The organism is Mesorhizobium atlanticum, assembly GCF_003289965.1.
Lineage (GTDB): Bacteria > Pseudomonadota > Alphaproteobacteria > Rhizobiales > Rhizobiaceae > Mesorhizobium > Mesorhizobium atlanticum.
In genome coordinates, this window is record NZ_QMBQ01000004.1 from 583567 (window position 1) to 608404 (window position 24838).

Consider the following 24838-nt stretch of genomic DNA (forward strand, 5'->3'; position numbering starts at 1 on the left):
GTCACTTTTCCTTCTTCTTGTACATGGCGAGCATGCGCTGGGTGACCAGGAAGCCGCCGAAGATGTTGACCGAGACCAGCACCAGGGCGACGAAGCCGAAGCCCGCGGCGAGGCCGGAAGCGGCAATGCCGACGGCGAGCAGCGCGCCGACGACGATGACCGAAGAGATAGCGTTGGTGACGGCCATCAGCGGCGTATGCAGTGCCGGCGTCACCGACCACACGACATAATAGCCAACGAAGATCGCCAGCACGAAGATGGCGAAGCGGAAGACGAAGGGATCGATGGCGCCGCCCGAGAGCGCGTGGGCAGCGTTGCCCGCGGCCTCGGCGCCGGCAGGCGCGTTGGCAAGATCCTGCACCGCCAGCCGCACGGCGGCGGTCGCCTGGTCGAGTTGGTCGAGGGCTTTCTGCAAGGCATCCATCACGCGGTCCCCTTAGGCTTGGCTGCGGCCTTCTTCCTTGCCGCCGGCTTCGGATCGGCGGCTTCGGCAACCATGGTCGTCGCCGGAACGGCCGCCGGCTCGGTGCGCGGCTCCTCCGCCGCCTTGGCGAAGTTCGGATGCACCACCTTGCCGCCGTCGGTCAGCATCGTCGCCTTGACCAGTTCGTCGTCGCGCTTGATGGCGAGCGTCTTGGTCGTCTTGTCGACCATCGTCTCGAGGAAGGCGTAAAGGTTCTTGGCGTAGAGCAGCGAGGCCGATGCGGCGACACGACCAGGCACGTTGAGATGGCCGACGATCTTGACGCCGTTTTCCGTCGTCACGACCTTGCCGGGAACCGCGCCCTCGACATTGCCGCCGCGCTCGACCGCGAGGTCAACGATCACCGAACCCGGCTTCATCGAGGCGACCATGGCGGCCGAGACCAGCTTCGGCGCCGGCCGTCCAGGGATCAGCGCGGTGGTGATGACGATATCCTGCTTGGCGATGTGCTCGGCGGTCAGCGCCGCCTGCTTGGCCTGGTATTCCTTCGACATTTCCTTGGCGTAGCCGCCGGCGGTCTCGGCCGCCTTGAACTCTTCGTCCTCGACCGCCAGGAACTTGGCGCCTAGCGACTGCACCTGCTCCTTCACCGCCGGTCGCACGTCGGTGGCGGTGACCACGGCGCCGAGACGGCGCGCGGTGGCGATCGCCTGCAGGCCGGCGACGCCGACCCCCATGATGAAGGTTTTTGCCGCCGGCACCGTGCCCGCCGCGGTCATCATCATCGGCAATGCGCGATCATATTCGGCGGCCGCGTCGATCACCGCCTGGTAGCCGGCAAGGTTGGCCTGCGAGGACAGCACGTCCATCACCTGCGCGCGGGTGATGCGCGGCATGAATTCCATGGAGAAGGCGGTGATGCCGGCCCTGGCCATGGCGGCCACCGCGGCATCGTTGCCATAGGGGTCCATGATGGCGATGACGGCGGCGCCGGACTTGTAGCCCTTCAGCTCGGCATCCGTTGGCCGGCGCACTTTCAGCACGACATCGGCCTTCTTGGCGTCGGCCGCCGTTCCAATCGCGGCACCCACCGCGGCAAAATCCTGGTCGGGGATGCGGGAGCCGAGACCGGCGCCCTTCTCGACGATCACGTCGAAACCGAGACCGGCCAGGCGCTTGACCGTTTCCGGCGAGGCCGCGACGCGCGGCTCGTTCGGGTCAAGCTCACGAGGGATGAACACTATTTGTCCCACCGGACGATCCTTTCGGCTGGAACCTTGATTACGCAAGGCGTCGGCCGGACGTCCGGCGACGTCGAGGGCGATGGGCTTGGGAAGTCTACCGCAGAATGAGAGTGCCGATGGCCGTGATCAGGATGAACACGATGAGGCCCGAGAAGAAGCCGCCGACGAAGAAGCCGAAGGCCATGGCGATGAGGATGGCGGCGCAGACCAGCGAGCCGTATTTGGCAAGGCCAAGGAAGGCCTTGTAGGTGCGGTCGTGCTCGGCATAGTCCATCTGCGCGCCAAGCTCAACCGGACCGGCGGGCGTGTGATCAGCCATGGAAGTACCCCTTCGAAAAAGCCTTTGAGGCACATAGCGAAAAGCCGAACCAAGAGCAATGGCGCTATTGCCGCACAGCCCGCGACAACAGCCTCAAATGAAAGTTGAAACCGCTGCGGACAGAGGCCGGCGCCTGTCAGCCCTTCTCAATATGCTTTGACTATTTCGCGTTTTCCCGCGCGACGGGAGGAGACTATCGTTGCCCGCCCGGAGTAGCCGACTGAGGAACCGCCATGATTTTGCCGACGCAGAGATTCGACTGGGACGGCACCATGATCGCCTGGGGCGCCGTCGGCTCCGGCCCCGCCGTTGTGCTCGTTCATGGAACGCCTTTTTCCTCGCATGTCTGGCACCGCGTTGCCCCTGAACTGGCGCGTGACCACACGCTCTACTTTTACGATCTGCCGGGATATGGCCAGTCCGAGAAACGCGAAGGCCAGGACGTCTCGCTGGGCACCCAGAACAACGCCCTGGCGGCGATGCTGGAGTTCTGGAAGCTCGACCGGCCGAACGTCATCGCCCATGATTTCGGCGGCGCTACCGCCTTGCGCGCGCACCTGATCAACGGCTGCAATTATGAAAGACTGTTGTTGATCGATCCGGTGGCGGTTCGGCCCTGGGGCTCACCCTTCGTCCAGCATGTCTTGCGCCACGAACCGGCTTTCGCCGGCGTACCGGACTACATCCAGGCGGCGATCCTGAGGGCCTATATCGCGGGCGCAGCCGCCAGGCCTTTGTCGGACGGCGACCTGCAGCCCTATATCGCACCATGGACCGGACCGGTCGGCCAGCCCGCCTTCTATCGGCAGATCGCGCAGATGGATCAGCGTTTCACCGACGAAGTCGAACCGCTTTATGGTGCGTTCCGCTGCCCGGTGGCCTTGCTGTGGGGAGAGCAGGACCGCTGGATCCCGCCGCAAAGCGGCGCGAAACTCGCGGCCATGCTGCCCGACTGCAGCTTGACGCTCATTTCGGGCTCCGGGCACCTCATGCAGGAAGATGCGCCCGAAGCGATTGTCGCCGCAGCCCTTCGCTTCTTCGCCGGCTGAGTGGCTCATTCAACTGGCGAGATGCGGGAACAGGCCGAGCAGGCCGACAACGATCAGGTAAAGCGCGACGATGTAATTGAGCAGCCGGGGCATCACCAGGATCAGCACTCCCGCGATCAGCGAGATCAGCGGCGTCAGCGCGAATGAATGGATGGTCATCTGGGGATCCTTTCCTCCGACAGGCGCGAACGCCAGTCAGACGGGCTGCGGAGATAGGGAGTTCACCGTTTCACGGAAACCAGGAACCTCGCTATCTCGTTGTTTGACGCAATTCCGGACGGAAAACCGCCCGCACTTTTCCTGGAATTGCTCGAAATAACGGCGCAGCCGGCGAAAGGTTCACACCTGCGTTCAGGCAGCCGCGCGAAAGAATTTCGCCGTCGGCACGATCGACAGAGGCGTCAGCCGGTTGATGGCCGGGTTGCCGAACATCAGCCGCTGCTCCATGGGCGTCGATCTGAAGAACGGCAACCGGTCGAGTATCCGGTGAAAATTCTCTTCATTGCCGGAAATTTCGAACAATGCGAGCGGAGGGATAACGCCCGGAAACGACTTGCCCTCGGTCATCTGCTTGGCGCTGAAAAAGCGGGCATAAAAAGCGGAATGCTCCAACTTGATCGGGATAAACATCGCGGTCTGGCGAAAATAACAGTAGGCCACCATGCAAATCCTGAGCGTCAGGAAAGGCAAGACTCCCGGCGCCGGGGCGAGGTCTGGATCGGTTGCGAACCGGGTTCCGTCGATGAAAGTCTCTCCGCGCGCCAGCCGCTCGGCTAATATTTCCGGATAGGCGTCGACGGAGGGCGAGTAGGGATGCTCGCGGGTGAGGTGATGCAGCCGCAATGTGCTTACCAGGTGGCCGTCGAAGTAGACGCCGAACCGGTAGGAGTTCGGGAGATTGTCCCAGCGGTCCTCGAACATCCCGCCGGCGATCGGGCCGCACATACCTGAGCGCCGATAGGAGTTGTAGCGGAGCCGATAGATCGCCTCCAGATCTTCGCCCCCGGTGATCAGACGATACTCGACGTGGTCCAGTAATTGCATCATGGATTGGTTGAGCGCGGAGTCCATCCTCGCGCTGGCGCCAGCCGACACGCTCTTCCTCGCAACATCCATTGTCAGTCCTCGAATTCCGCCTGCAATTAAGGCTATTCGAGTTGAAATGAGACACAAGCTGAAAATTCGATATTGCTGATTTACCGCTTGTTAACCTTAACGGCCGGGCCTTTTCGCAGATTCTCTGAAGCAAAAAGGCAAACTCGACGCCGACAGGCCGGCTATGGCGACCTGCCGGCGGTCAGCTGGATCATCCTAAGTTCAAGGCTCGAAGGCATCGAGGCGTAGCAAGCTTAGACTTGCGCGACGGCGACGGTCATCTCCGCAAAATCGGAGCCCGGATGACACCGAGGGCAGTGTTACAGTTTGGCCGAAATCGGTTCAGCTGGCTGTCCTTTTGCCGGCGATATGCAACTCCGCCGCAAATGGCCATGTGACGCTCGACATCGTCTCGATGCCCGACGCGCTGAGCGCGGCGCCGAAGAGGAAGCCCTGCACGAAGTCCGGCTTGACCAGATGGACCAGCGTCTTCAGTTGCTCGAAGGTCTCGACGCCTTCGATGGTGACGGAAAGGCCCAGCGTCCGGGACAGGCCGACAATGCCCTTCAGAAGGTCGAGCGACTGCCGGTTCTGGTTCAAATCGACCAGGAAGGAGCGATCGATCTTGATCTTGTCGAGCGGCAGCTTGTGGAGATAGCTCAGGCTGGAATAACCGGTGCCGAAGTCATCGAGCGCAATGCGGACGCCAAGCGTCTTCATCTCTTCGATCAGCTCGCGTGTCAGCGATTTGTCGTCGAGCAAAGCGGTCTCCGTGACCTCGATTTCGAGCCGGTGCGGCGCAAGGCCTGACGCCGCCAGCGCGTCGCGAACCTTCTGCACGACGTCGCGGTTGCGGAAATCCTTGGCCGAGAGGTTGATCGAAACGCTGGTCTGCGCCGGCCATTTGGCGCATTCCGCGCAGGCCGCCTGCAACACGAAGGTGCTGATCTCGGAGATAATGCCCATTTCCTCGGCTAATGGGATGAAGACGCTCGGCGAAATCGGGCCGAGATCCGGATGATCCCAGCGGCAGAGCGCCTCGCAGTTGGCGATGCGCATCGTGCTTACCGACACGATCGGTTGGTAGACGACGCGCAATTCCTTGGCTTGCACGGCGCTGCGCAGATCGGCTTTCATCACCTGGCGATTGCGGAAGGCGGCATCCATGGCCGCCTCGAACAGCCGCCAGCTGTTCTTGCCGAGCTCCTTGGCCTTGTAGAGCGCAAGGTCGGCCTTGACGATCATGGCGTCCGCATCGGTGTCCTTGACCTTGGACAGCACCGCACCGCCGCTGGCCTGAATGCGCAGCCCGTGGCCGGCGACGTCCACTTCGCCCTGCAGGTCGGCGAAAATCTCGTCGAGCAAGGTGCTGAGATGGCTCTCGTCCTCGACCCGGTCGAAGAAGACCATGAACTCGTCGCCGCCAAAGCGGCTGACGGTTATGCCCGGTCCCGCGATCGCCGCGAGGCGCTCGGCCACGGCGTAAATCAGCCCGTCGCCGACCGGGTGACCGAGCGTGTCGTTGACGCTCTTGAAGTCGTCGAGATCCAGCACCGCGAGGCCGCAGAGCCGGTCCTGATCGCCGGAGGCCATCGCTTCGCCGACCAGCTCGTGGAAATAGGCGCGGTTCGGCAGGCCGGTCAAATTGTCGTAACGCGCCATGAAGCGGATCTTTTCCTCCGCCTCGACGCGCGCCGTCACGTCCTCGAAGGTGATGACGCCCAGTTCCTGGCTGCCCTCGCGGGCGGAGAATTCGTAATGCTGGCCGTTGGCGAGGGAAACGAGCACCTTGCGATCGCGGCCCTCGCGCAAGGCGCGCGTCAGCTGCACTTCGATGTAGCGGCAATCTTTCGGCGCCAGCATACCGCCAGCGACGCCGCGCATCAGAAGGCCGTGGATCGAGCGCCCGAGCATTGCCTCGGCGGATTTCAGCGACATCAGGTGAGCGGCCTCGGCATTGGCGACGACCACCTTCCCGTCCGCGTCGAGCATGACAAGGCCATGCGACATCGTATTGAGCGCCCGATCGAACCTTTGCGCCAACTCCTTGGCCTGCCTGTGACCTATGACAGCCGAGAACAGAACGTTGCGGACATGGTCGGCGCTGCTGATGGTGACGATTGTCGTCGGAATGATCATCAGCCCGAGGACGAAGTCGGGGAGGTCCAGGCGCAGGAAGAGCGCAAGTGCCGCCGGCCCAATCAGGGTCACGGAAAAAATCTGCACCATGCGCCTGGATCCGTAGCTTCGGCCGACAACCGTGAGCAGGGTGGTCAACGCCAATGACACGGACGCCAGTTCGGCAAAGTCATCGGGACGCAGGTAGATTGACACGAAACACAGTGACCCCAATGCGAGGCCCTGCGCACTGCCTTTGAAAATGTAACTGCGTTCCCACGCCTCTGCCTTTTCGACAGTGGGTATGGTGCCGCCTCCCCTGAGGAAGCTACGGATGCTGAAGTAACGCCAGAGGCTGACCGACAACAGAAGGAAGGCGAAGCCAAGATACAGCGGATCTTGCGTCCGCAGGTAGATCATTAATCCGAGGATCCAGTAGCATACGCCGCCGACCACCAGCATGTAGGCGTTGTCGGACAACGCCCGCACGAACTGGATATAAACATCCGCCGGGATGTTCTCGGTCTTTGTTCTACCCATGCCGTTGGCCCAACGCTACGCCTTGTCATGCCACACCCGCCTTAAGAAAGGCTTAGAACGGCGCTGCATGCCGGTTGCAGAGGGTTGAGACCCGTGGGACAGACAAGGGAATTCAGGGGTTCCAGGCGCCATCAACGCGCCGGCGCGATCACTCCGCCGCCCGAAGCGATGGCTCCGCGGGGGCTTGATTCAAACGCTCGATCAGCCGCGAGCGCTCGCTTGCCGCTTTTATGGCGCTGGCCTGCCGGACATGGCCGTAGCCGCGGATCAGCGCCGGCACGGAGGCCAGGGCCGTCGCGGCCTCCACCCTGCCCGGCGCCAGCGCGCCGGCGATAAGGTCGAGATCGGCCTCATACTCTCTCAACGCCTGCCGCTCCATGCGCCGCTCGGCCGTGTAGCCGAAAAGGTCCAACGCGGTTCCGCGCAGGCCCTTCATCGCCGCCAGCAGCCGAAAGCCCTTCATCATCCACGGGCCGAAGCTCGATTTCCTTGGGCTACCGTCATTGCCGCGGCGGCCGAGGATCGGCGGCGCGAGGTGGAATTCGAGTTTCTCGTAGCTCTGGAACTGCTTGGCGAGGTCGGCGGCGAAAGTGCCATCGGTGTAGAGCCGCGCCACCTCATACTCATCCTTGATCGCCATCAGCTTGAAGAGATTCCTGGCGACGGCCTCGGTCACCGCGGTCGAGCCCGGCACGGCCTTGGCTTCAACGGCGCGCAACGTCGCCACGCGGTCGGCGTAGCGCCTGGCATAGGCGGCGTTCTGGTAAGCGGTGAGGAAGGCGACGCGGCGGGCGATGACATCATCCAGCGTCTCGGCTGGTTTTGACGCCGGCTTGCCGGTTTGGGCGACCAGGCCATGCACGAAATCAGGCTGATGCGCGGCACGACGGCCCCAGCGGAAAGCGGCGATATTCATCGCCACCGCTTCGCCGTTCAATTCTATCGCCTTTTCAACGGCTTGCGCCGAAAGCGGCAGGCCGCCATGCTGGAAGGCGAAGCCAAGCATGAACATGTTGGCGCCGAGCGAATTGCCGAACAGGGCGGTCGCCGTGCGGGTGGCGTCGAAGAAATGCGCCTTGTCGTCGCCGGCAGCCGCCCGGATCGCCTTCTTCAGCCGCTCGACCGGCAGCGAGAAGTCGGCGGAGCGGGTGAATTCGCCGGGCATGATCTCGGCGGTGTTGGCGAGGAAGATCGTGTGGCCCTCGCGCACCGCGCCCAGCACCTTCTTGGCGCCGGAGACGACGAGATCGCAACCGAGAACAAGGTCGGCCTTGCCGGCCGAAACGCGAATGGCGTGGATGTCCTCGGGCGTCGGGGCGATGCGGACATGGGTGAAGACCGAACCGCCCTTCTGGGCGAGGCCTGCCATGTCGATCATGCCGCAACCCTTGCCTTCCAGATGCGCGGCCATGCCGAGCACCGCGCCGACGGTGACGACGCCGGTGCCGCCGACGCCGTCGATGATCGCCGCCCAGCCCTGGTTGCCCATGCGGAATTCGGCCGGCGCCGGCACTCCGTCCAGCGGATCGGCCCTGCCGGCAATGCCTTCGGCCTTCCTGATCTTGCCGCCATGCACAGTGACGAAAGACGGGCAGAAACCGTTGAGACAGGAGAAATCCTTGTTGCAGCTCGACTGGTCGATCCGGCGCTTGCGGCCGAATTCGGTCTCGACCGGCTGGATCGAGACGCAGTTCGACTGCACGCCGCAATCGCCGCAGCCTTCGCAGACCAGCTCGTTGATGAAGGCGCGCTTGTCCGGATCGGGGAAGGTGCCGCGCTTGCGGCGACGGCGCTTTTCGGCGGCGCAGGTCTGATCGTAGAGCAGCACCGAAACGCCCTTCACGTCGCGCAATTCGCGCTGGACGAGATCGAGATCGTCGCGGTGGTGGATGGTTGTGCCGGCCGGGAAATCGGCCTTGCCGGCATATTTGCCGGGCTCGTCGGTGACGACGGCGATGCGGTCGACGCCCTCGGCGCGCACCTGCCTCGCGATCATGTCGACGGTCAGGCCACCTTCATGCGGCTGGCCGCCGGTCATCGCTACGGCATCGTTGTAGAGGATCTTGTAGGTGATGTTGGCTTCGGAGGACAGCGCGAAGCGGATCGCCAGCGCACCGGAATGGTTGTAGGTGCCGTCGCCGAGATTCTGGAAGATATGGTCGCGCCTGGAGAACGGCGCCTGGCCGACCCATTGCGCGCCCTCGCCGCCCATGGCGGTGAAGCCGACGGTGTTCCTGTCCATCCACAGCGCCATGAAATGGCAGCCGATGCCGGCAGCGGCCAGCGAGCCGTCCGGCACCTTGGTCGAGGAATTGTGCGGGCAACCCGAGCAGAAGAAGGGCGTGCGCGAGCCGATATCGAGTGTGTCGGCGAGCATCGCCTGGAACTGGCGCAGCTTCGCCACCCGCGCGGCAATCTCTTCCGACGGGCCGATGGTGCGCAGGATCCGTTCGCCGAGCGCGATCGCGATCTCGTTCGGATCGAGCGCGCCCTTGGCCGGAAACAGCCAGTCGCCGCGCTCGTCCTTCTTGCCGACGATCACCGGCTGCGTGGCGGTGCCATAGAGGTTCTCGCGCAGTTGCACCTCGATCAGCGAGCGCTTCTCCTCGACGACGACGATGGTGTCGAGGCCGCGGGCGAACTCGGCAATGTGCTGGAAATCGAGCGGCCATGGGCAACCGACCTTGAACAGGCGGATGCCGATCCGGTTGGCGGCCGCCTCGTCGATGCCGATATCCTCCAGCGCCTGGCGGACGTCGAGATAGCTCTTGCCGATGGTGATAACGCCGAGCTTGGGATTGCGGCCGCCGGAATAGACGACGCAGTTCAGCCCGTTGGCGTGGATGAAGGCGGATGCGGCGGCGCGCTTATACTCGTGCAGCCGCTCTTCCTGGCCGAGCATGTCGATCTCGTGGCGGATGTTCAGGCCGCCCGGCGGCATGTCGAATTCGGGAATGACGATGCCCAGACGCTCGATCGAGGCGTCGACCGAAGCCGTCGATTCGATGTTGTCCTTGACGCATTTGATCGCCGCCCAGGTACCGGCGAAGCGAGACATGGCAAAGCCGTAGAGGCCGTAGTCGATGATCTCCTGGACGCCGGCCGGGTTGAGGATCGGCACCATGGTGTCGACGAACAGGAACTCGGTGGCATGCGCGTTGGTCGAGGATTCGGCCATGTGGTCGTCGCCCATCAGGGCAAGCACGCCGCCATGCTTCGAGGAACCGGCAAGATTGGCGTGGCGGAAGACGTCGCCGGACCGGTCGACCCCCGGCCCTTTGCCGTACCAGACCGAGAAGACGCCGTCATGCGTGCCTTCGCCCAGCAATTCGGTCTGCTGCGAACCCCAGCAAGCGGTGGCGGCGAGCTCCTCGTTAAGGCCGGGCTGGAAGACGATGTCGGCTTGCTCAAGCTGCTTCTTCGCCCGCCACAACTGCATGTCGAGGCCGCCCAAGGGCGAGCCGCGGTAGCCGGAAACGAAGCCCGCGGTGTTGAGGCCGACGCGGCGATCGCGCTCGCGCTGCATCAGAAGCATGCGCACGACGGCCTGCGCGCCGGACAGAAAGACGCGCTCCTTGCCAAGGTCGAACTTGTCGTCGAGCGCGACGTCGTGCAGCGTCATCAGGCAAATTCCTCTGCGGCGGCGCTTACCAAAAAGCGGCCAACGTCGGAGTGGGACGCCGCAGTCTTTCGTCCCTTGGCGGTGAGGTCAAACAAAATCGCCGGGGCCAGATAACACGCAACAAACGGTCTGGCGAGTGCCCGGCGGCGCATGCAAGATCATGCTAACCGCTTTGTGAGGAACAAAAATTTCGTGGCTCAGGTCGCTTTCGAACAATCCGGCTTCTGAGCATCGGGCAGCTTGCCGTCAGGGTGGCCGGCAAGGTCCGGGTTGAGCTCGTATTTCGGACCGATCACCAGGGGCCGGTCCGGCAGCATCGTCTGGTCCTCGGAAGAGGTCATTGTGGTGTCGATGCTCTGCAGCAACGTGCCGTTGGAATCCTGGATGCGGATCGAGACGGAATAAGGCTTGTCCTTGACCACGCAGGTGAGCGGCGGGCTGGTGAGGGTGATGTGGGGCAGCTTCGGCCAGATCTTCTGGTTGACGATGAGCGGGTCGCCCCCGGCCGGATTCTGGAAGCTCACCACCGCAACCTGGCCGTCGACCATCGGCCGCAGCGGCTTCAGCGTGATGACATAGGTGGCGATGGCCAGCCGGTAGTTGAACTCGAACAGTTTTCCCGAGATGGCAAAGAGCTGGTCCTTGCCGGAGTCGCGGCAGGCGCCGAGCGCGACAGCGGCGACCAGGGCGGCACCGACCAGGGCCGAACGCGAAAATTTCCTAAGCATTGGGAACCTCCCTGGCCGCCGTACGGCGGCGGTAGTAGCGGTTTGCCTTCTGGCGATTGCCGCAAACGGCCATGTCGCACCACAAGCGGCTGGCGTTGCGGCTGCGGTCGACGAACAGCCAGCTGCAGTTGGGACATATCCTCAGCCTCGCCACCGTTTCGTCGCGCAGCAGCGACAGCGCCGAAACGGCCAAAGCCGCCTCGAAGGCAATCGGCGTCTGCGGGTCGCCGAAGGGCTGGCCCGGCGTTCCGATCTCGGTCGCGCTACTGGACAGCCCGCTGGCGCAGGCCATGAGGAAATCCGGCAGGTGGCTGGTCGCCACCGCGCCATTCGATACGGCATGGCGAAACAGACGATCGGTCGCTTCGCGGATCGAGATGACGGTTGGTTTGATCTCGCCCGGCTCCGGTGCCCGTAGCCGCCGGCCGCCGAGCTCGGCGGCGCGAAAGCCGCTTGCCGCCTCGGCGAAACGGGCGATCTCGGCCGGATCCTCGAAGCGGTCGAAGGACTTTTGCGGATCGTTGCGCAGGACCACGGTGTTCGCCGTATCGAGCGCAAGAATGCCGCCGGTGAAGCGGTGCGGGGTCCAAGAAACCGTCATAGCAGAAATCTAACCTATAAAACGCATTTGACAAGTTAGATTCCCGGTGCAAGTTTTCGAGCAGGTCGGATAATCCGGCCCGCGCATGACCCCAAAAATCGGAACGATTTTGGGAAAGGGTCATGCGCAAAATCAAAATGCTACAGCGTCCTTTGCGCACCGCACGGGCGCGCGGCGCTGTAGGGGATGCCGCATGCTCTATTTCTTCCAGCAGGTGCTGAACGGGCTGCATTCAGGCGCGCTCTACGCGCTGCTCGCCTTCGGTTACGTGCTGACCAACGGCATCCTGCACCGCACCAACCTGGCTTACGGCGCCCTGTTCGCCTTCTGCGGCCAGACGATGATCCTGACCGCCGCCTTCGGCTATCAGGCGCTGTGGCTGACGCTCGCCGCAGCGGTGGCGCTTGGCGTGGCCGCGGGCCTGCTCTACGCCGTGCTGATCAGCCACATCCTGTCACGCAGCGTGTTCGAGAGGCTCGCCGACCGCTCGCCCAACGCTATCGTGGTGACGACGCTCGGCATCCTGATTTTCCTGTCGGAGGCCAGCCGCATCGCCGCCGACACGCATGATCTCTGGCTGCCGCCGATGCTCGCCGATCCGGTCATTTTCGCCGAGGGTGAAGGGTTCAAGGTCACGCTTACCGTCATTCAGCTGCTCGACTGCGCGGGTGTCGTCGCGCTGGTGGCGCTGGCGGCCTGGCTGTTTTCGCATTCTCGCTTCGGCCGCGCCTGGCGCGCCGTCTCCGACGACCCGAAAGCAGCGGCGATGTGCGGGGTCGATGTGCGCGCGGTGTTCCGCCGCGCCGTGCTGTTCGGCGGCTTCTGCGCGGCCCTGGCCGGCGTGCTTGCCGGCCTCTACTACGGCAATGTCTCCTTCGGCACCGGGCTGGTCTACGGCCTGAAGATCCTGTTTGTGACGGCGGTCGGCGGCTACCTGTCGCCGCTTCGGGCTGCCCTTGGCGCCGCGGCCTTCGGCATGGCCGAATCGCTTTGGGCCGGCTACTTCCCGCTCGAATGGCGCGACGCCTGGATCTATCTCTTCCTCGTCGCCATGCTGGTGCTGATCGGCGCCGGGCGCGACCAGGCCAAGATCGCCTGAGCATCCCAGACTTTGGTTGCATGACGTCCCGTCAAGCGGCGGCATTGCGGCATTGTCCGGTGCGCCGATCTGTTCGGCGCGGCTTTGCCATGTTGACCTGCCGGACCACGCACTGCATACCGTTGGGCCAGGCGACGCGACACCGGAGGGGGAATCGGGCGCGCCGCATTGTCAGGGAGGATATGCATGGCAGGGCTTCTCGCTCTTTCCAGGACGATCGACCGCATCAACGAGTTCATCGGCCGCTGGGTGTCATGGCTGATCCTGCTCGCGATCCTCGTGAGCGCCGGCAATGCCGTCATCCGCAAGGTGTTCGACATCTCCTCCAATGCCTGGCTCGAGCTGCAATGGTATCTGTTCGGCGCCGCCTTCATGCTGGCCGCGGCCTACACGCTCAAGCAGAACGACCATATCCGCATCGACATCGTGTACGGCATGTTCTCGCGGCGCGTGCAGCACTGGATCGACCTGCTCGGCCACCTGCTCTTCCTCATGCCTTTCGTCGTGCTGATGGTGATCTATTTCGTGCCCTATGTGTCGCTGTCCTTCCACAGCGGCGAGATGTCGACCAATGCCGGCGGGCTGATCGTCTGGCCGGCCAAGGCCATCCTGCTCGTCGGCTTCTTCCTGCTGGCCCTGCAGGGCGTTTCCGAGATCATTAAGAAGATCGCCATCATGCGCGGCGACATGGACGATCCCACTCCCTTCATATCGGCGCATGAGCAGGCCAGGCTCGAGGCGGAGGCGCTGGCCGAGGAAGCCAAAGCCATCGCGGGCGAGGTCCGCCCATGATCGAGTTCATCGCGCAGAACATGGCGCCGATCATGTTCGCCTCGCTGATCATTTTCCTTTTGATCGGCTACCCCGTCGCCTTCTCGCTCGCCGCCAACGGCTTGCTGTTCTTCTTCATCGGCGTGCTGGTCTCGCCCTATTCCGGCGGGTCGATCAACCTCGCCTGGCCGCTGCTGCATGCGCTGCCGGACAATTTCTACGGCACCAGGGTGATGTCCAACGACACGCTGCTGGCGATACCGTTCTTCACCTTCATGGGTATCGTGCTCGAACGATCCGGCATGGCAGAAGACCTCCTCGACACGATCGGCCAGCTGTTCGGGCCGATCCGCGGCGGCCTTGCCTATGCGGTCATCTTCGTCGGCGCGCTGCTTGCCGCCACGACCGGCGTGGTGGCGGCCTCGGTCATCGCCATGGGCCTGATCTCGCTGCCGATCATGCTGCGCTACGGCTACGACCGGCGACTGGCGTCGGGTGTCATCGCGGCCTCCGGCACGCTTGCCCAGATCATCCCACCCTCGCTGGTGCTGATCGTGCTTGCCGACCAGCTCGGCCGTTCGGTCGGCGACATGTATGCGGGCGCACTGATCCCCGGCCTGGTGCTGACCGGCATCTACATGCTCTACATCCTGATCATGTCGATCGTCCGGCCAAACTCGATGCCGGCGTTGCCGCTCGAGGCCCGCACGCTCGGCCACGGCGTGCTGTCGCTGATCGTGGCGCTGCTGATTGCCGGCGCGATCTCCTACGGGGCCTATCGCTATCTTGCGCCCACGCAGGGCGACAATGCCGACATTCTCGGCTTCGCCGTCGGCGTCATCGTCATCTATGTCGCCGCCATCGTCGACCAGCGGCTGAGACTCAAGCTGATGTCGAAGCTGGCGCAGCAGGTGGTGATCGTGCTGATCCCACCGCTGGCGCTGATCTTCCTGGTGCTGGGCACAATTTTCCTCGGCATCGCCACGCCGACCGAAGGCGGCGCCATGGGCTCCGTCGGAGCATTGATCATGGCGGCGGCCAAGGGGCGGCTGTCGCTCGACGTCGTCAAACAGGCGCTCGCCTCGACGACCAGGCTTTCTTCCTTCGTGCTGTTCATCCTGATCGGCGCGCGCGTCTTTTCGCTGACCTTTTACGGCGTCAACGGCCACATCTGGGTCGAGCATCTCCTGACCTCGCTGCCCGGCGGCGAGACCGGCTTCCTGATCGGCGTCAATATCCTGGTCTTCCTGCTTGCCTTCTTCCTCGATTTCTTCGAGCTCGCCTTCATCATCGTGCCGCTGCTGGCGCCCGCCGCCGACAAGCTCGGCATCGACCTGATCTGGTTCGGCGTGCTGCTGGGCGTCAACATGCAGACCAGCTTCATGCATCCGCCCTTCGGCTTCGCGCTGTTCTACCTGCGCTCGGTCGCGGCCCGCGTGCCTTACCTGGACAGGATCACCGGCAAGCAGATCGCGCCGGTTACAACAGGGCAGATCTATTGGGGCGCCGTGCCGTTCGTTTGCATCCAGGTGATCATGATCGGGCTCACCATCGCCTTCCCCCAGATGGTGATGCGATACAAGGGTGACACCGTCGATCCCGGCACAATCGACTACCAGGTGCCGCAGGCCCCCGGACTGTCGCCGCTCGGCACGCCGCCGGCGAACAATGGCGCGGCTCCCGCCAAAGGCGGCGTGCCTGCCGCACCCGGCACGCCGGACCTGTCGCAGCCGCCAAATTTTGGCGGCGCGCCAGCCGAACCGGCAGCGCCCGCGCCGGACCTCTCGCAGCCGCCCAAATTCAACTAGGTCATCTCACCGTTTCACAGAAACGTCGAAATGCCCTATCTCTTTGTTTTGACGCTATTTCGGACGAAAAACCGCTTCGCACTTTTCCTGAAATTGCTTTGAGGTGAGGACCCATGAGAGCCGTGCGTCTGGAGGCGGTAGGCAAAATCGCGCTGCGCGAGGTTCCCAAACCCGTTCCCGGGCCTGAGGACGTTCTCGTGCGCATCGAGGCCTGCGGTGTCTGCGGCACCGACCGCCATCTTTTCCATGGCGAGTTCCCCTGCACGCCGCCGGTGACGCTCGGCCATGAATTCTCCGGCATTGTCGAAGCCGTCGGCGCGGCAGTGTCAGGCATTGCCGTCGGCGACCGCGTCACCGGCGATCCCAACATCGCCTGCGGACGCTGCGCCCACTGCCATGCCGGCCGCGTCAACCTGTGCAGCAATCTCAGGGCTATCGGCATCCATCGCGACGGCGGCTTTGCCGACCATGTGCTGATGCCGCACAGGCAGGCATTCAAGCTGCCGGCAAATCTCAAGCCGGCGCATGGCGCCTTCTGCGAACCGCTCGCCTGCTGCCTGCACGGCGTGGACCTTGCGGCGATAAGGCCGGGGGCCTCGGTCGTGGTGCTTGGCGGCGGCGTCATCGGCCTGCTCGTCGTGCAACTGGCAAAGCTCGCGGGTGCTGCGACCATCATCCTGTCGACCAGGCAGGCCTCGCGCCGCGCGCTTGCCGAGGAGCTCGGCGCTACGGCAACGGTCGATCCAAGCGCCGGCGATCCAATCGCGGCCATCGCCGGGCCGAATGGCCTGGCGCCCGGTGGGGTCGACGTGGTGTTGGAATGCGCCGGCGTGCGCGACACGGTCGAACAGTCGATGCGCATCGCCAAGCCCGGCGGCACCGTCGTCGTCGTCGGCGTGGTGCCGCAAGGCATGAAGGTGGAGATCGAGCCGTTCGACCTTCTGTTTCGCGAACTGAAGGTGTTGGGGTCCTTCCTCAACCCGTTCACGCATGGAAGGGCGGCTCAGTTGATCGCCTCGGGCGCGATCGAGATCGACCGGCTGATCTCGAAACAGGTCAGCCTGGAGGAGGCGCCGGACGTGATCGCCAACCCGCCGGCGCCGGGCGAGGTCAAGGTGCTGCTGGTGCCGAGCTGAGGCTAAGACGCAGTCTTGCAACGTCGGCGATTGGGAATCCATGGACGACAGCTCCCTCTCCCCGTCTCTATGCGGGGAGAGGATGCAGGCAGGCGGGGGGCGGCGCCAACGCTGGACAGGCAGGCAAGCCGAGGCTTCGACTCTCCTACCGAATCTGGAGAACTGCTAATTGCCGAAGCCGGCGCTGCCCTTCATCCCCCTGCCGGGACCTTCTCCCCGTATAGTGACGGGGAGAAGGGGCTAATCGCCTCCTACAGCTTCCCGTTGCGCTGCTGCACCATCATGAAGGTATCGTAATTGTATTCGGCGACCTGGGCCCAGAGATAGTGCTCCTTGCGGAAAGCCTTGATCGATTCCCAGATTTTCTTGAACGGCGCGTTGTTGGCCTCCATCTCGGCATAGACTTCGTTGGCCTTCTCGAAGCAGGCGGCCATGATCTCCTGGCTGAACGGCCTGAGCTTGGCGCCGCCGGCCACCAGCCGTCGCACCGCCGGCGGATTCACATAATCGTATTTCTGCAGCATGTTGGCGTCCGCAGCCTGCGCCGCGGTGCGCAGGAGCGATTTGTAAGCCGGCGAAAGTTCTTCGTACTTCGCCTTGTTGAACAGAAGGTGGACCGTGGGGCCGCCTTCCCACCAGCCGGGATAGTAGTAATAAGGCGCGACCTTGTAGAAGCCGAGCTTCTCGTCGTCATACGGGCCGACCCATTCGGCGGCATCGATGGTGCCCTTTTCCAGCGCCGGGTAGATGTCGCCGCCGGCGATCTGCTGCGGCACCACGCCAAGCCTCTGGATCACCTTGCCGGCAAAGCCGCCGATGCGCATCTTGAGACCCGACAGATCGGCGAGGGTATTGATTTCCTTGCGGAACCAGCCGCCCATCTGCACACCGGTGTTGCCGCCCGGCAGGCCGAAAAGGCCCTGCGTGGCCAGGAACTCGTTGAACAGGTCGATGCCGCCACCCTGATAGTGCCAGGCATTCATGCCGCGCGCATTGAGCGAGAACGGCACGGCCGCGCCCAGTGCCCAGGTGGGATCCTTGCCCCAGTAATAGTATGCCACCGTATGACAGGCCTCGACGGTGCCGGCCGCGGTGGCGTCGGCCGCCTGCAGGCCGGGCACCAGCTCGCCCGAAGCGAAGACCTGGATCTGGAAATTGCCGTCGGTCGCATCCGACAGCATTTTGGAGAAGACTTCGGCGCCGCCATAGATCGTGTCGAGCGACTTGGGGAAGGACGACGCAAGCCGCCAGGTCACTTTCGGGTTGGACTGGGCGATGGCCGGCGCGGCGAGCGTCGCGGCTGCTGCCGCGGCACCCACGCCGGACGCTCCGGCCTTGCGGATGAATGAACGACGATCCATGCAGTTTCCTCCCTTGCGGATCAGCTGACCGGCCTATGGGCCTCGCTGCCTTGGCCGGTTGCGCGAAACAATACACCGGCAGGATGTCGAGTCCAGCATCGCGGGCAACGTGCAACTATAGTCTAACGCCATCCGCCCTGGCCCATGCGAGGCGGCGAAACTTACCATGGCAAACCGCCTTCAGATCGCCTATTTTGTAGGCAGATTAACTCCTTAGCTCTCAAAAGGAATCCAAACCCAAAATGCAGCAGCCGCTCGTCGCCGTCTCAACCGACGTCCGCCAGTTCGACAACTACACCTGGCATGCCGCGCCCCAGCAATATCTGGAAGCGGCGGTGGCCGGCGCGGGCGTGTTCCCGCTGCTGGTGCCGTCCTTCGGCAACCGGCTCGACGTCGACGAATTGCTGTCGTCGGTCGACGGCGTCATGCTGACGGGTTCGAAATCGAACGTGCATCCCTCGCTTTATGACGGCGACCCGAGCGAGGCCAACGGTCCCTATGATCCGGCGCGCGATTCCACCACGCTGCCGCTGATCCGCAAGGCGCTCGAGCGCGGCGTGCCGCTGCTTGCCATCTGCCGCGGCATTCAGGAGCTGAACGTGGCGCTGGGCGGCACGCTCGGCACCGAGATCCAGGAGCGCGAAGGCTCGCTCGATCACCGCGCGCCGGTGAGCGACAATCAGGACGAGCGCTTCGCCATCCACCAGACGATCTCGATCAAGCCGGGCAGTTGCCTTGCAGGCGTGTTCGGCGCCGGCGACATCAAGGTCAACTCGCTGCACCGACAGGGGATCGACCGGCTCGGCTCGAAACTGCAAATCGAGGCTTTGGCTACCGACGGCACGATCGAAGCGGTTTCCGTCAAGGACGCCCGCGCCTTCGCGGTCGGCGTGCAGTGGCACCCTGAATACTGGGTGAAGTCGGACAGCAATTCCGCCAAGATTTTTCGCGCTTTCGGCGATGCCGTGAGGCTGCATGCGGCGGCAAAGGCGGGCGTGCGCGCCGCGGCGGAATAATCCGCTGTTCCCTGGAATGGCTTGAGTTCAGTTGCTGCTGTCGTTGTTCAAGGCCAGAAGCGGCGCGGTCGGCGTGTAGGATTCGTAGCCGTCGCCATCGGCGACGCCGAAGGTGACGATCGGGTCGATGCCGTTCTCGCTGAAGGCAACCGAACCGTCCGCCTGCTCGCGCCAGAATTTTGCCCGCTCGATGCCGGGCATCAGCTGGCGGCAATCCGGGGCGATCTCGAGCCGCGACAGACCGTCCGAGACGGCGGCGCCACGCTGCACGGCGCAGGCAGCTTCGTCGCCATTGGCCGTCAATCGATAGGTGCTGGAGGAGACAGTCCCGACGGCCGTGCTCGGACCTTGGCCGCCATACAGGACATGCGCGCCCCCGAACAACGCAACCGACACAACCAACCCGGCAACCAGCTTCACGCCGCTTCTCCCACACTCGATCAAGTATGGAAAATGATTTCAAAGAGTTAATCGGGAGTTAATGGAGCTGGCGAAGCATTAACAAGTGTGGCGAAGCGCCCGGAACGGTTGAACGCCCATGGGCTACCGAAAAGCCCTTTCCTGGGATTGCTCTAGCCACGCGGCCTGACGTTGATCGTTTCCGGCACGGGCGTCAGCGGCCGGCGCTCGGTGAACCAGGCGACGAGATTGTCGACGCAGAGGTCGGCCATGGCGCGGCGGGTGTGGACCGAGGCCGAGCCGACATGCGGCAGAAGCGAGGCATTGGCAGCGTCGAGCAAAGCCCGCGGCACGTTCGGTTCATCGGCAAAGACGTCGAGCCCGGCAGCGGCAATAGTGCCGCTCTCGAGGGCGGCGGCCAGCGCTGTCTCGTCCACCGCCGAGCCGCGGCCGATGTTGACGAAGACGCCGCTCGAACCGAGCGCCGACAAGATTTCGGCGTTGATCGCTTTCTCCGTCGAGGCGCCGCCCGGGGCAATGCAGATCAGCGTGTCGACGGCCTCGGCAAGGCCTTTCAAAGTGGCATGATAGTCGTAAGCCAGGCCTTCGACCTTGCGGCGGTTGTGATAGGCGATCGGCAGGCCGAAGGCTTCAAGGCGGCGGGCGACGGCCCGGCCAATGCGGCCCATGCCGAAAATGCCGACGCGGCGGCCGCGCAAGGTAAGCCGGCTCAGGCGATAATTGCCCCTTTTCACCCAGTCGCCGTCGCGCAGCCATTTCTCGGCGGCGTAGAGCTCGCGCACGGTATTGATCAAAAGGCCGATGGCGGTGTCGGCGACCTCCTCGGTCAGGACGTCGGGTGTGTTGGTGACCATGACGCCGCGCTTCGCCGCGTGATTGGCGTCGACCGAATCGTAGCCGACGCCGAAGCTGGCGATGATCTCAAGGTTGGGCAGCGCGTCGATCATCGCTGCGTTGATACCCGCGTAGGAGGCGATGCCCCGCACAGCAGCGCGCATCTCTTCCGTGACCAGCCCAGGGTCGGCGCGTTCGATGCGCACAAGCTTGAACGCCTCGTCGATGCGGCCGACGGCATGGTCGTTGAAATCGCCCGGCACCAGGATGGCGACCGGCAATTTTCCTTCTGTACGGGTCATGCACGCTCCACCGGCTTGCCGGTCGACTGCCGCACATGCAGTTCCGGCTTGATCAGCTCTTGCGAGGGCCGCACCGCCTGCCCGTTCAGTTTGTCGAGCAAGGCGCTTGCGGCGCGGCGGCCGACCTCGCGCTGGCCATTCCAGACCGTGGTCAGGGCCGGCGTCGCGATCGCCGCCTCCTCGAGATCGTCATAGCCGGTGACCGAGATATCGACGCCGGGCACGAGGCCGGCCCGCGCGATGCCGTTCATCAGCCCGATAGCGACCAGATCGTTCCAGCAGCAGGCGGCGGTGGGCTTGTCCTTCAGCGCCAGGAACTGCCCCGCGGCTTCGAAACCCGCCTGCTTGGTGCGGGGCCCGGGAATGCGCCAGGATGGCTTCACCTCAAGGCCGGCCGCCTCCATGGCGTTGAGATAGCCCTGGTAGCGGTCGCGGCCGGTCGAGGTCTGATCGGTGCCGCCGACCATGGCGATGCGCTTGTGGCCGAGCGAGATCAGGTGATTGGTGGCCAGTGCGGTGCCATAGGCATCGTCGCCGCGGAACACCGGCACGTCGGCGCCGGCCACGGTGCGCGCGATCAGCACCGCCGGCAGGCCGTTTTCCTCGGCCATGATGATGTCCTCGGCGGGCGTGCCGATGGCCGGCGACATGATGACGCCGTCGGCGCCGAGCTGCAGCAGCGTGTCGATGAAGGTGCGCTGCTTTTCCAGCTGGTCGTAGTGGTTGGACAGGATGAAGGTCTGGCGGCTGCGGTCTAGCTCGCTTTCGATCGAGCGCAGGATCTCGGCGAAGAACGGGTTCATGATGTCGTGCACGACGACGCCGACGATGCCGGAGCGCGAGGTGCGCAGCGAGGCGGCGCGGCGGTTGTAGATATAGCCGATGGCGCGCGCGTGCTCCTTGATGCGCTCGCGCGTGGCGCCGGCCACCAGCGGGCTGTCGCGCAGCGCCAGCGATACCGTTGCCGTGGAGACGCCGAGCGCATCCGCGATTGTCGAAAGCTTGATCTTCTGTGCCAGGCCCTTCGCTCCCCAGGGTCTTTAAACTGTTTAAATCCGGCCTTATGCCATCGATCGGGAGCAAATCAAAGTTTTTTCGCCAGCGCCTCTGCCTCGGTGTCGAGCGAGGCGGAGTTGCGCACGCGAAGCCGGTGCTCGCGGTGGATGATGTAGAGGCCGCTGGCAACGATGATGGCGGCGCCCAGCAACGTCCAGCGATCGGGGAACTGGTGGAAGATCACCCAGCCGGAAATGATCATCCACACCATCTGCGAATAAGGGAAAGGCGCCAGCTGCGTCGTGGTCGCCAACCGATAGGCCTTGACCAGCAGATAGTGGCCGCCGGCGCCGAAGACGCCAAGCATCAGGACGATGAACCATTGAAAGCCGCCGTGCGGCAGAGCCGGCGAGAAGGCAAGCATCGGGGCCAGCAACACCGACGGCGCCAGCGCCGAGAACAATATCAGGCTCTCGGATGTTTCGGTCGCCGACATGCGCCGGGTCATGATGACGTAGAAACTGTTCGACAGCATCGAGCACAGCGCGAAGAGATGGCCGATGCCGAACACGCCTACGCCCGGCCGGGTGATGATCAGGACACCAACAAAGCCGGTGAGGATCGCGAGCCAGCGCCGCCAGCCGGCCCATTCACCGAGCAGCGGACCGGCAAGGGCGGTGATGACCATCGGGCCGAAGAAATAGATCGACGTCGTCTCGGCCAGTTGCAGCGTCTTCAGCGCCAGGATGTTGAACATGGTCGAGCCGAACAGCATGCAGCCGCGCAATATATGCGCCGGCAGGTTGTTGGGGCGAAAGCGTACCGGCTCGCGCCAGCCGCGCAGGAACAGCCCGACCAGCAGGACATGCACTGTGAAACGGGCCCAGGCGACGATCAGCGCCGAGACGCCGGCCAGCACCAGATATTTGCTGGAGGTGTCGAGGAAGGTGAAGCAGACATAGACGCAAAGCATCAGAAGCATCGCCGCGGGCGGCGTTGCGCTGTCGTCGTTGTTTTTGGGAATATTCAAGGTCGGGCCGAAGGGAGGATAGAACGTCCCCTTGTGCGGCAACCGCCGCTGGCCGGCAAGCCAAAAGCGACTGGCCCAACAAGCGCTTTGGACAGGCTTAGAGCGCATCGCCGTCGGCGATTGGCTTGAACGGTTCTCGCGAGTCGTCATCCACGGGCGGAGCAAGGAACGAAGCGACGCGGCGCAGACCCGAGGGTCCATCCACCAACGGGTGCAAATTCTGCTTCGTTGCAAACTTCGGCGAAGGTCACGGCATGGATCCGTGGGTTCTTCGCTCCGCTCCGCTTCGCGTCGCTACGCCCAAGGATGACGAAGCTGGCTAGGCTGCTGCCAATCTCGAACGTTTCAAGATGGTATAAAATCAGCCATGCATGCGAGCGCCCTTGGTGATCTTGTCGACGAGCTTTTTCTCGCCGCGCAAGGCGATGCCGACGATCTTGGCGTCGTCCGGCGCGAATTCGGCGAAGACGGCGCGGTTGGCGACGTCGTGGCCGGTCGAAAACATCTCCTCGACATAGGCGGACGTCGTCACGCCGCGCTCCAGCGCCCGGCAATGGATCGTGCTGAGCGTCGCCGCGTCGGCCGACAGGACGATGACCGGCTGGATCGACATCGGGTTGTAGAGGTTGCCGGCACGGTCGCGATAGGGCTCGCCGATGATCTCGGGGAACTGTGCGACGATGCCGCTGGTGAGGAAGGCGGCGACGTTGAGCTTCTGCCAAACGGGCAGAGCGTCCCTCAGGACAATTGCAATTTTCGTATCGAACACCAAGATTGAGACTCCGGGATGGCCCGTGACGGGCGGAACAGGGCGATGGCGCAGGCTCTAGGCGCAGAAGCGAAGCAAGGTCTTGAACGTTCGTGCGCGGACGGGGCCAATGGCGATCGCATCGTTTCGGCGCCGGGCGGGCTGGGCCTCGAACGTATCGAGGCTCGTTTCCATGGCAACGCCTTCGAGCCGCACCGGCACGACACCTATGCGATCGGCGTGACGTTGCAGGGCGTGCAGCGCTTTCATTATCGCGGCGCGCTGCAACACAGCCTGCCCGGCCAGGCGATCGTGCTGCATCCGGACGAATTGCATGACGGCGGCGCCGGCACGGAAGACGGGCTGCGCTACAGGATCCTCTACCTGGAGCCGTCCCTGCTGCTCGACTGCCTCGACGGCGAACCGCTGCCTTTCGTGCGTGACGCGGTGGTCGACGATCCGGCGCTGCGGGATACGCTGCTGTCGGCGCTGGCGCCGCTGGACGAAGAGCTCGGCGACCTGTTCGTGGCGGATTTCGTCGCGCAGCTGGCGCAACAGCTAAGACGCCATGCAGGAAAGCCGGCAAAGTCGACGGGCAGGACCGCATGGCGCGCCGCCGCGCTTGCCCGCGACTATCTTGCGGAGAACGCCGAGCGGCCGGTGCGCTCCGATGAGCTCGAGGCTATTACCGGCCTCGACCGCTATCAGTTGTCACGGCATTTTCGCGCGACCTATTCGACCAGCCCGCACCGCTTCCTGTTGATGCGCCGGCTGCAAAGGGCGCGGCGCATGATCGCCGAGGGAGAACCGCTGGCGGAAATCGCCGCCGGCGCCGGCTTCAGCGACCAGAGCCATTTCAACCGACATTTCAAGAAGGCATTCGGCATGACGCCCGGGCGTTGGGCGACGCTGGTGCAAAGCGCGACGCGCAGCGTCGTCGCTCAACCGCGAGACGCCAGGTGATCGCGCCCAGGCGCGACGCGAAGCGTCGTCGCCCTTTTCAGCTAAAATCCTTTGGTGGTGCGTGGAGCGACGACGCTACGCGTCGCGCTTACGCCTCATCCATCTCCGCGTCGTCGTCCATCAGGACCAGGTCTTCGTTCGACAGGTTCGCCTCGATACGGGCGAGCAGCTTGAACAGCGCTTTCTGGTCCTTCTTGTCGAGACCCTTCAGCGCCTGCTTCTCGGTCTTCTTGACCGATTTCTCGATGGCGCGGATGGTTTCGCGGCCGGACTCGGTGAGGAAGATATGCGCCTGCCGGGCATCGGCGTTGGAGGCGCGCTTTTCCAGGAAACCCTGGGCCTGCAGCCGGTTGATGGTCTTGGTGATGGTCGGCGGACGCACGCCGAGCTTGCCGGCGAGGTTGCCGGGTGTCTGGCCATCCTCGCGATCGAGCGCCAGCATGATCTGGTCCTGGCCGGCATAAAAGCCGTGCGCCAGAAGCCGTGCCGCGAGCGCCGTGCGGGCCAGCCTCGCCGCCGAATGCAGCCGGCTCATTGTTGCTGTCTTGTCCGCCTTGGCCATGGCCATTCCCTCTTCGGCCCAACCGGCGCGGCCAGCATAGAGGCTGTCCGAC

General features: G+C 64.0%; 23 protein-coding genes. 7 read left to right on the forward strand and 16 right to left on the reverse strand.

Annotated features, from left to right (window positions below):
* Nucleotide 1: 1 nt before the first annotated feature.
* The 3 genes from DPM35_RS16445 to DPM35_RS16455 form a co-directional block, all read right to left on the reverse strand.
* On the reverse strand, nt 2–424 hold the full coding sequence (locus DPM35_RS16445; RefSeq protein ID WP_112128301.1) for a proton-translocating transhydrogenase family protein: 423 nt from the start codon (nt 422–424) through the stop codon (nt 2–4).
* Complete coding sequence (locus tag DPM35_RS16450; RefSeq protein ID WP_112128302.1) at nt 424–1677, reverse strand: Re/Si-specific NAD(P)(+) transhydrogenase subunit alpha; 1254 nt, start codon at nt 1675–1677, stop codon at nt 424–426. The genes DPM35_RS16445 and DPM35_RS16450 overlap by 1 nt, the downstream gene beginning before the upstream one ends.
* Nucleotides 1678–1762: 85 nt before the next feature.
* On the reverse strand, nt 1763–1987 hold the full coding sequence (locus DPM35_RS16455; RefSeq protein WP_042645175.1) for an aa3-type cytochrome c oxidase subunit IV: 225 nt from the start codon (nt 1985–1987) through the stop codon (nt 1763–1765).
* Between the two features lie 233 nt (nt 1988–2220).
* On the opposite strand from DPM35_RS16455, the gene DPM35_RS16460 reads away from it, so the two are divergent.
* Nucleotides 2221–3036 (forward strand): alpha/beta fold hydrolase, encoded by an 816-nt coding sequence (locus tag DPM35_RS16460; RefSeq protein WP_112128303.1) that lies wholly within the window; start codon nt 2221–2223, stop codon nt 3034–3036.
* Between the two features lie 9 nt (nt 3037–3045).
* Here DPM35_RS16460 and DPM35_RS16465 read toward each other — a convergent pair whose 3' ends face one another.
* The 6 genes from DPM35_RS16465 to DPM35_RS16490 form a co-directional block, all read right to left on the reverse strand.
* Complete coding sequence (locus DPM35_RS16465) at nt 3046–3195, reverse strand: DUF3096 domain-containing protein (RefSeq protein ID WP_073989262.1); 150 nt, start codon at nt 3193–3195, stop codon at nt 3046–3048.
* Between the two features lie 192 nt (nt 3196–3387).
* Nucleotides 3388–4152 (reverse strand): N-acyl amino acid synthase FeeM domain-containing protein, encoded by a 765-nt coding sequence (locus DPM35_RS16470; protein WP_112128304.1) that lies wholly within the window; start codon nt 4150–4152, stop codon nt 3388–3390.
* A 321-nt stretch (nt 4153–4473) separates the two neighbouring features.
* Nucleotides 4474–6789, reverse strand: a complete 2316-nt coding sequence (locus DPM35_RS16475; protein WP_112128305.1) for a putative bifunctional diguanylate cyclase/phosphodiesterase — start codon at nt 6787–6789, stop codon at nt 4474–4476.
* A gap of 148 nt (nt 6790–6937) precedes the next feature.
* Complete coding sequence (locus DPM35_RS16480) at nt 6938–10411, reverse strand: indolepyruvate ferredoxin oxidoreductase family protein (RefSeq protein WP_112128306.1); 3474 nt, start codon at nt 10409–10411, stop codon at nt 6938–6940.
* A 197-nt stretch (nt 10412–10608) separates the two neighbouring features.
* Complete coding sequence (locus DPM35_RS16485; RefSeq protein WP_112128307.1) at nt 10609–11139, reverse strand: hypothetical protein; 531 nt, start codon at nt 11137–11139, stop codon at nt 10609–10611.
* Nucleotides 11132–11740 carry a CGNR zinc finger domain-containing protein gene (locus tag DPM35_RS16490; protein WP_112128308.1) on the reverse strand — a complete coding sequence of 203 codons (609 nt, stop codon included), beginning with the start codon at nt 11738–11740 and terminating at the stop codon, nt 11132–11134. Before DPM35_RS16490 ends, DPM35_RS16485 begins: the two co-directional genes overlap by 8 nt.
* A gap of 193 nt (nt 11741–11933) precedes the next feature.
* Here DPM35_RS16490 and DPM35_RS16495 point away from each other — a divergent pair, with 193 nt between their 5' ends.
* The 4 genes from DPM35_RS16495 (at nt 11934) to DPM35_RS16510 (ending at nt 16554) form a co-directional block, all read left to right on the forward strand.
* The gene (locus tag DPM35_RS16495; RefSeq protein ID WP_112128309.1) at nt 11934–12839 is read left to right on the forward strand and encodes a branched-chain amino acid ABC transporter permease; all 906 of its coding nucleotides are present in this window, start codon (nt 11934–11936) and stop codon (nt 12837–12839) included.
* Nucleotides 12840–13025: 186 nt separating this feature from the next.
* A complete protein-coding gene (locus DPM35_RS16500) occupies nt 13026–13631 on the forward strand; it encodes a TRAP transporter small permease subunit (RefSeq protein WP_112128310.1) in 606 nt (201 codons plus the stop codon).
* On the forward strand, nt 13628–15418 hold the full coding sequence (locus tag DPM35_RS16505) for a TRAP transporter large permease (protein ID WP_181592043.1): 1791 nt from the start codon (nt 13628–13630) through the stop codon (nt 15416–15418). Before DPM35_RS16500 ends, DPM35_RS16505 begins: the two co-directional genes overlap by 4 nt.
* A gap of 113 nt (nt 15419–15531) precedes the next feature.
* Entirely contained in the window at nt 15532–16554 is a 1023-nt protein-coding gene (locus tag DPM35_RS16510; protein WP_112128311.1) for a zinc-dependent alcohol dehydrogenase family protein, read from the forward strand.
* Nucleotides 16555–16805: 251 nt separating this feature from the next.
* Here the strand turns inward: DPM35_RS16510 and DPM35_RS16515 are convergent, their stop codons facing one another.
* Complete coding sequence (locus DPM35_RS16515; protein WP_112128312.1) at nt 16806–17915, reverse strand: TRAP transporter substrate-binding protein; 1110 nt, start codon at nt 17913–17915, stop codon at nt 16806–16808.
* Between the two features lie 242 nt (nt 17916–18157).
* Between DPM35_RS16515 and DPM35_RS16520 the strand changes: the two genes are divergently transcribed.
* Nucleotides 18158–18931, forward strand: coding sequence for a gamma-glutamyl-gamma-aminobutyrate hydrolase family protein (locus DPM35_RS16520; protein WP_112128313.1), 774 nt, complete (start codon nt 18158–18160; stop codon nt 18929–18931).
* Nucleotides 18932–18958: 27 nt separating this feature from the next.
* Here DPM35_RS16520 and DPM35_RS16525 read toward each other — a convergent pair whose 3' ends face one another.
* The 5 genes from DPM35_RS16525 to DPM35_RS16545 all read right to left on the reverse strand — a co-directional run bounded on the left by DPM35_RS16525 (nt 18959) and on the right by DPM35_RS16545 (nt 23282).
* Complete coding sequence (locus DPM35_RS16525; RefSeq protein ID WP_112128314.1) at nt 18959–19351, reverse strand: hypothetical protein; 393 nt, start codon at nt 19349–19351, stop codon at nt 18959–18961.
* 152 nt (nt 19352–19503) lie between these two features.
* Nucleotides 19504–20487 (reverse strand): 2-hydroxyacid dehydrogenase, encoded by a 984-nt coding sequence (locus tag DPM35_RS16530; RefSeq protein ID WP_112128315.1) that lies wholly within the window; start codon nt 20485–20487, stop codon nt 19504–19506.
* Complete coding sequence (locus DPM35_RS16535) at nt 20484–21506, reverse strand: LacI family DNA-binding transcriptional regulator (RefSeq protein WP_051334212.1); 1023 nt, start codon at nt 21504–21506, stop codon at nt 20484–20486. The genes DPM35_RS16530 and DPM35_RS16535 overlap by 4 nt, the downstream gene beginning before the upstream one ends.
* Before the next feature lie 65 nt (nt 21507–21571).
* A complete protein-coding gene (locus tag DPM35_RS16540; RefSeq protein ID WP_181592052.1) occupies nt 21572–22456 on the reverse strand; it encodes a DMT family transporter in 885 nt (294 codons plus the stop codon).
* A 418-nt stretch (nt 22457–22874) separates the two neighbouring features.
* Complete coding sequence (locus tag DPM35_RS16545) at nt 22875–23282, reverse strand: DUF2000 family protein (protein WP_112128515.1); 408 nt, start codon at nt 23280–23282, stop codon at nt 22875–22877.
* Nucleotides 23283–23327: 45 nt separating this feature from the next.
* Between DPM35_RS16545 and DPM35_RS16550 the strand changes: the two genes are divergently transcribed.
* Nucleotides 23328–24224 carry an AraC family transcriptional regulator gene (locus DPM35_RS16550; protein WP_112128316.1) on the forward strand — a complete coding sequence of 299 codons (897 nt, stop codon included), beginning with the start codon at nt 23328–23330 and terminating at the stop codon, nt 24222–24224.
* Nucleotides 24225–24312: 88 nt separating this feature from the next.
* Here the strand turns inward: DPM35_RS16550 and DPM35_RS16555 are convergent, their stop codons facing one another.
* Nucleotides 24313–24786 carry a MarR family winged helix-turn-helix transcriptional regulator gene (locus DPM35_RS16555; protein ID WP_112128317.1) on the reverse strand — a complete coding sequence of 158 codons (474 nt, stop codon included), beginning with the start codon at nt 24784–24786 and terminating at the stop codon, nt 24313–24315.
* Nucleotides 24787–24838: the final 52 nt, after the last annotated feature.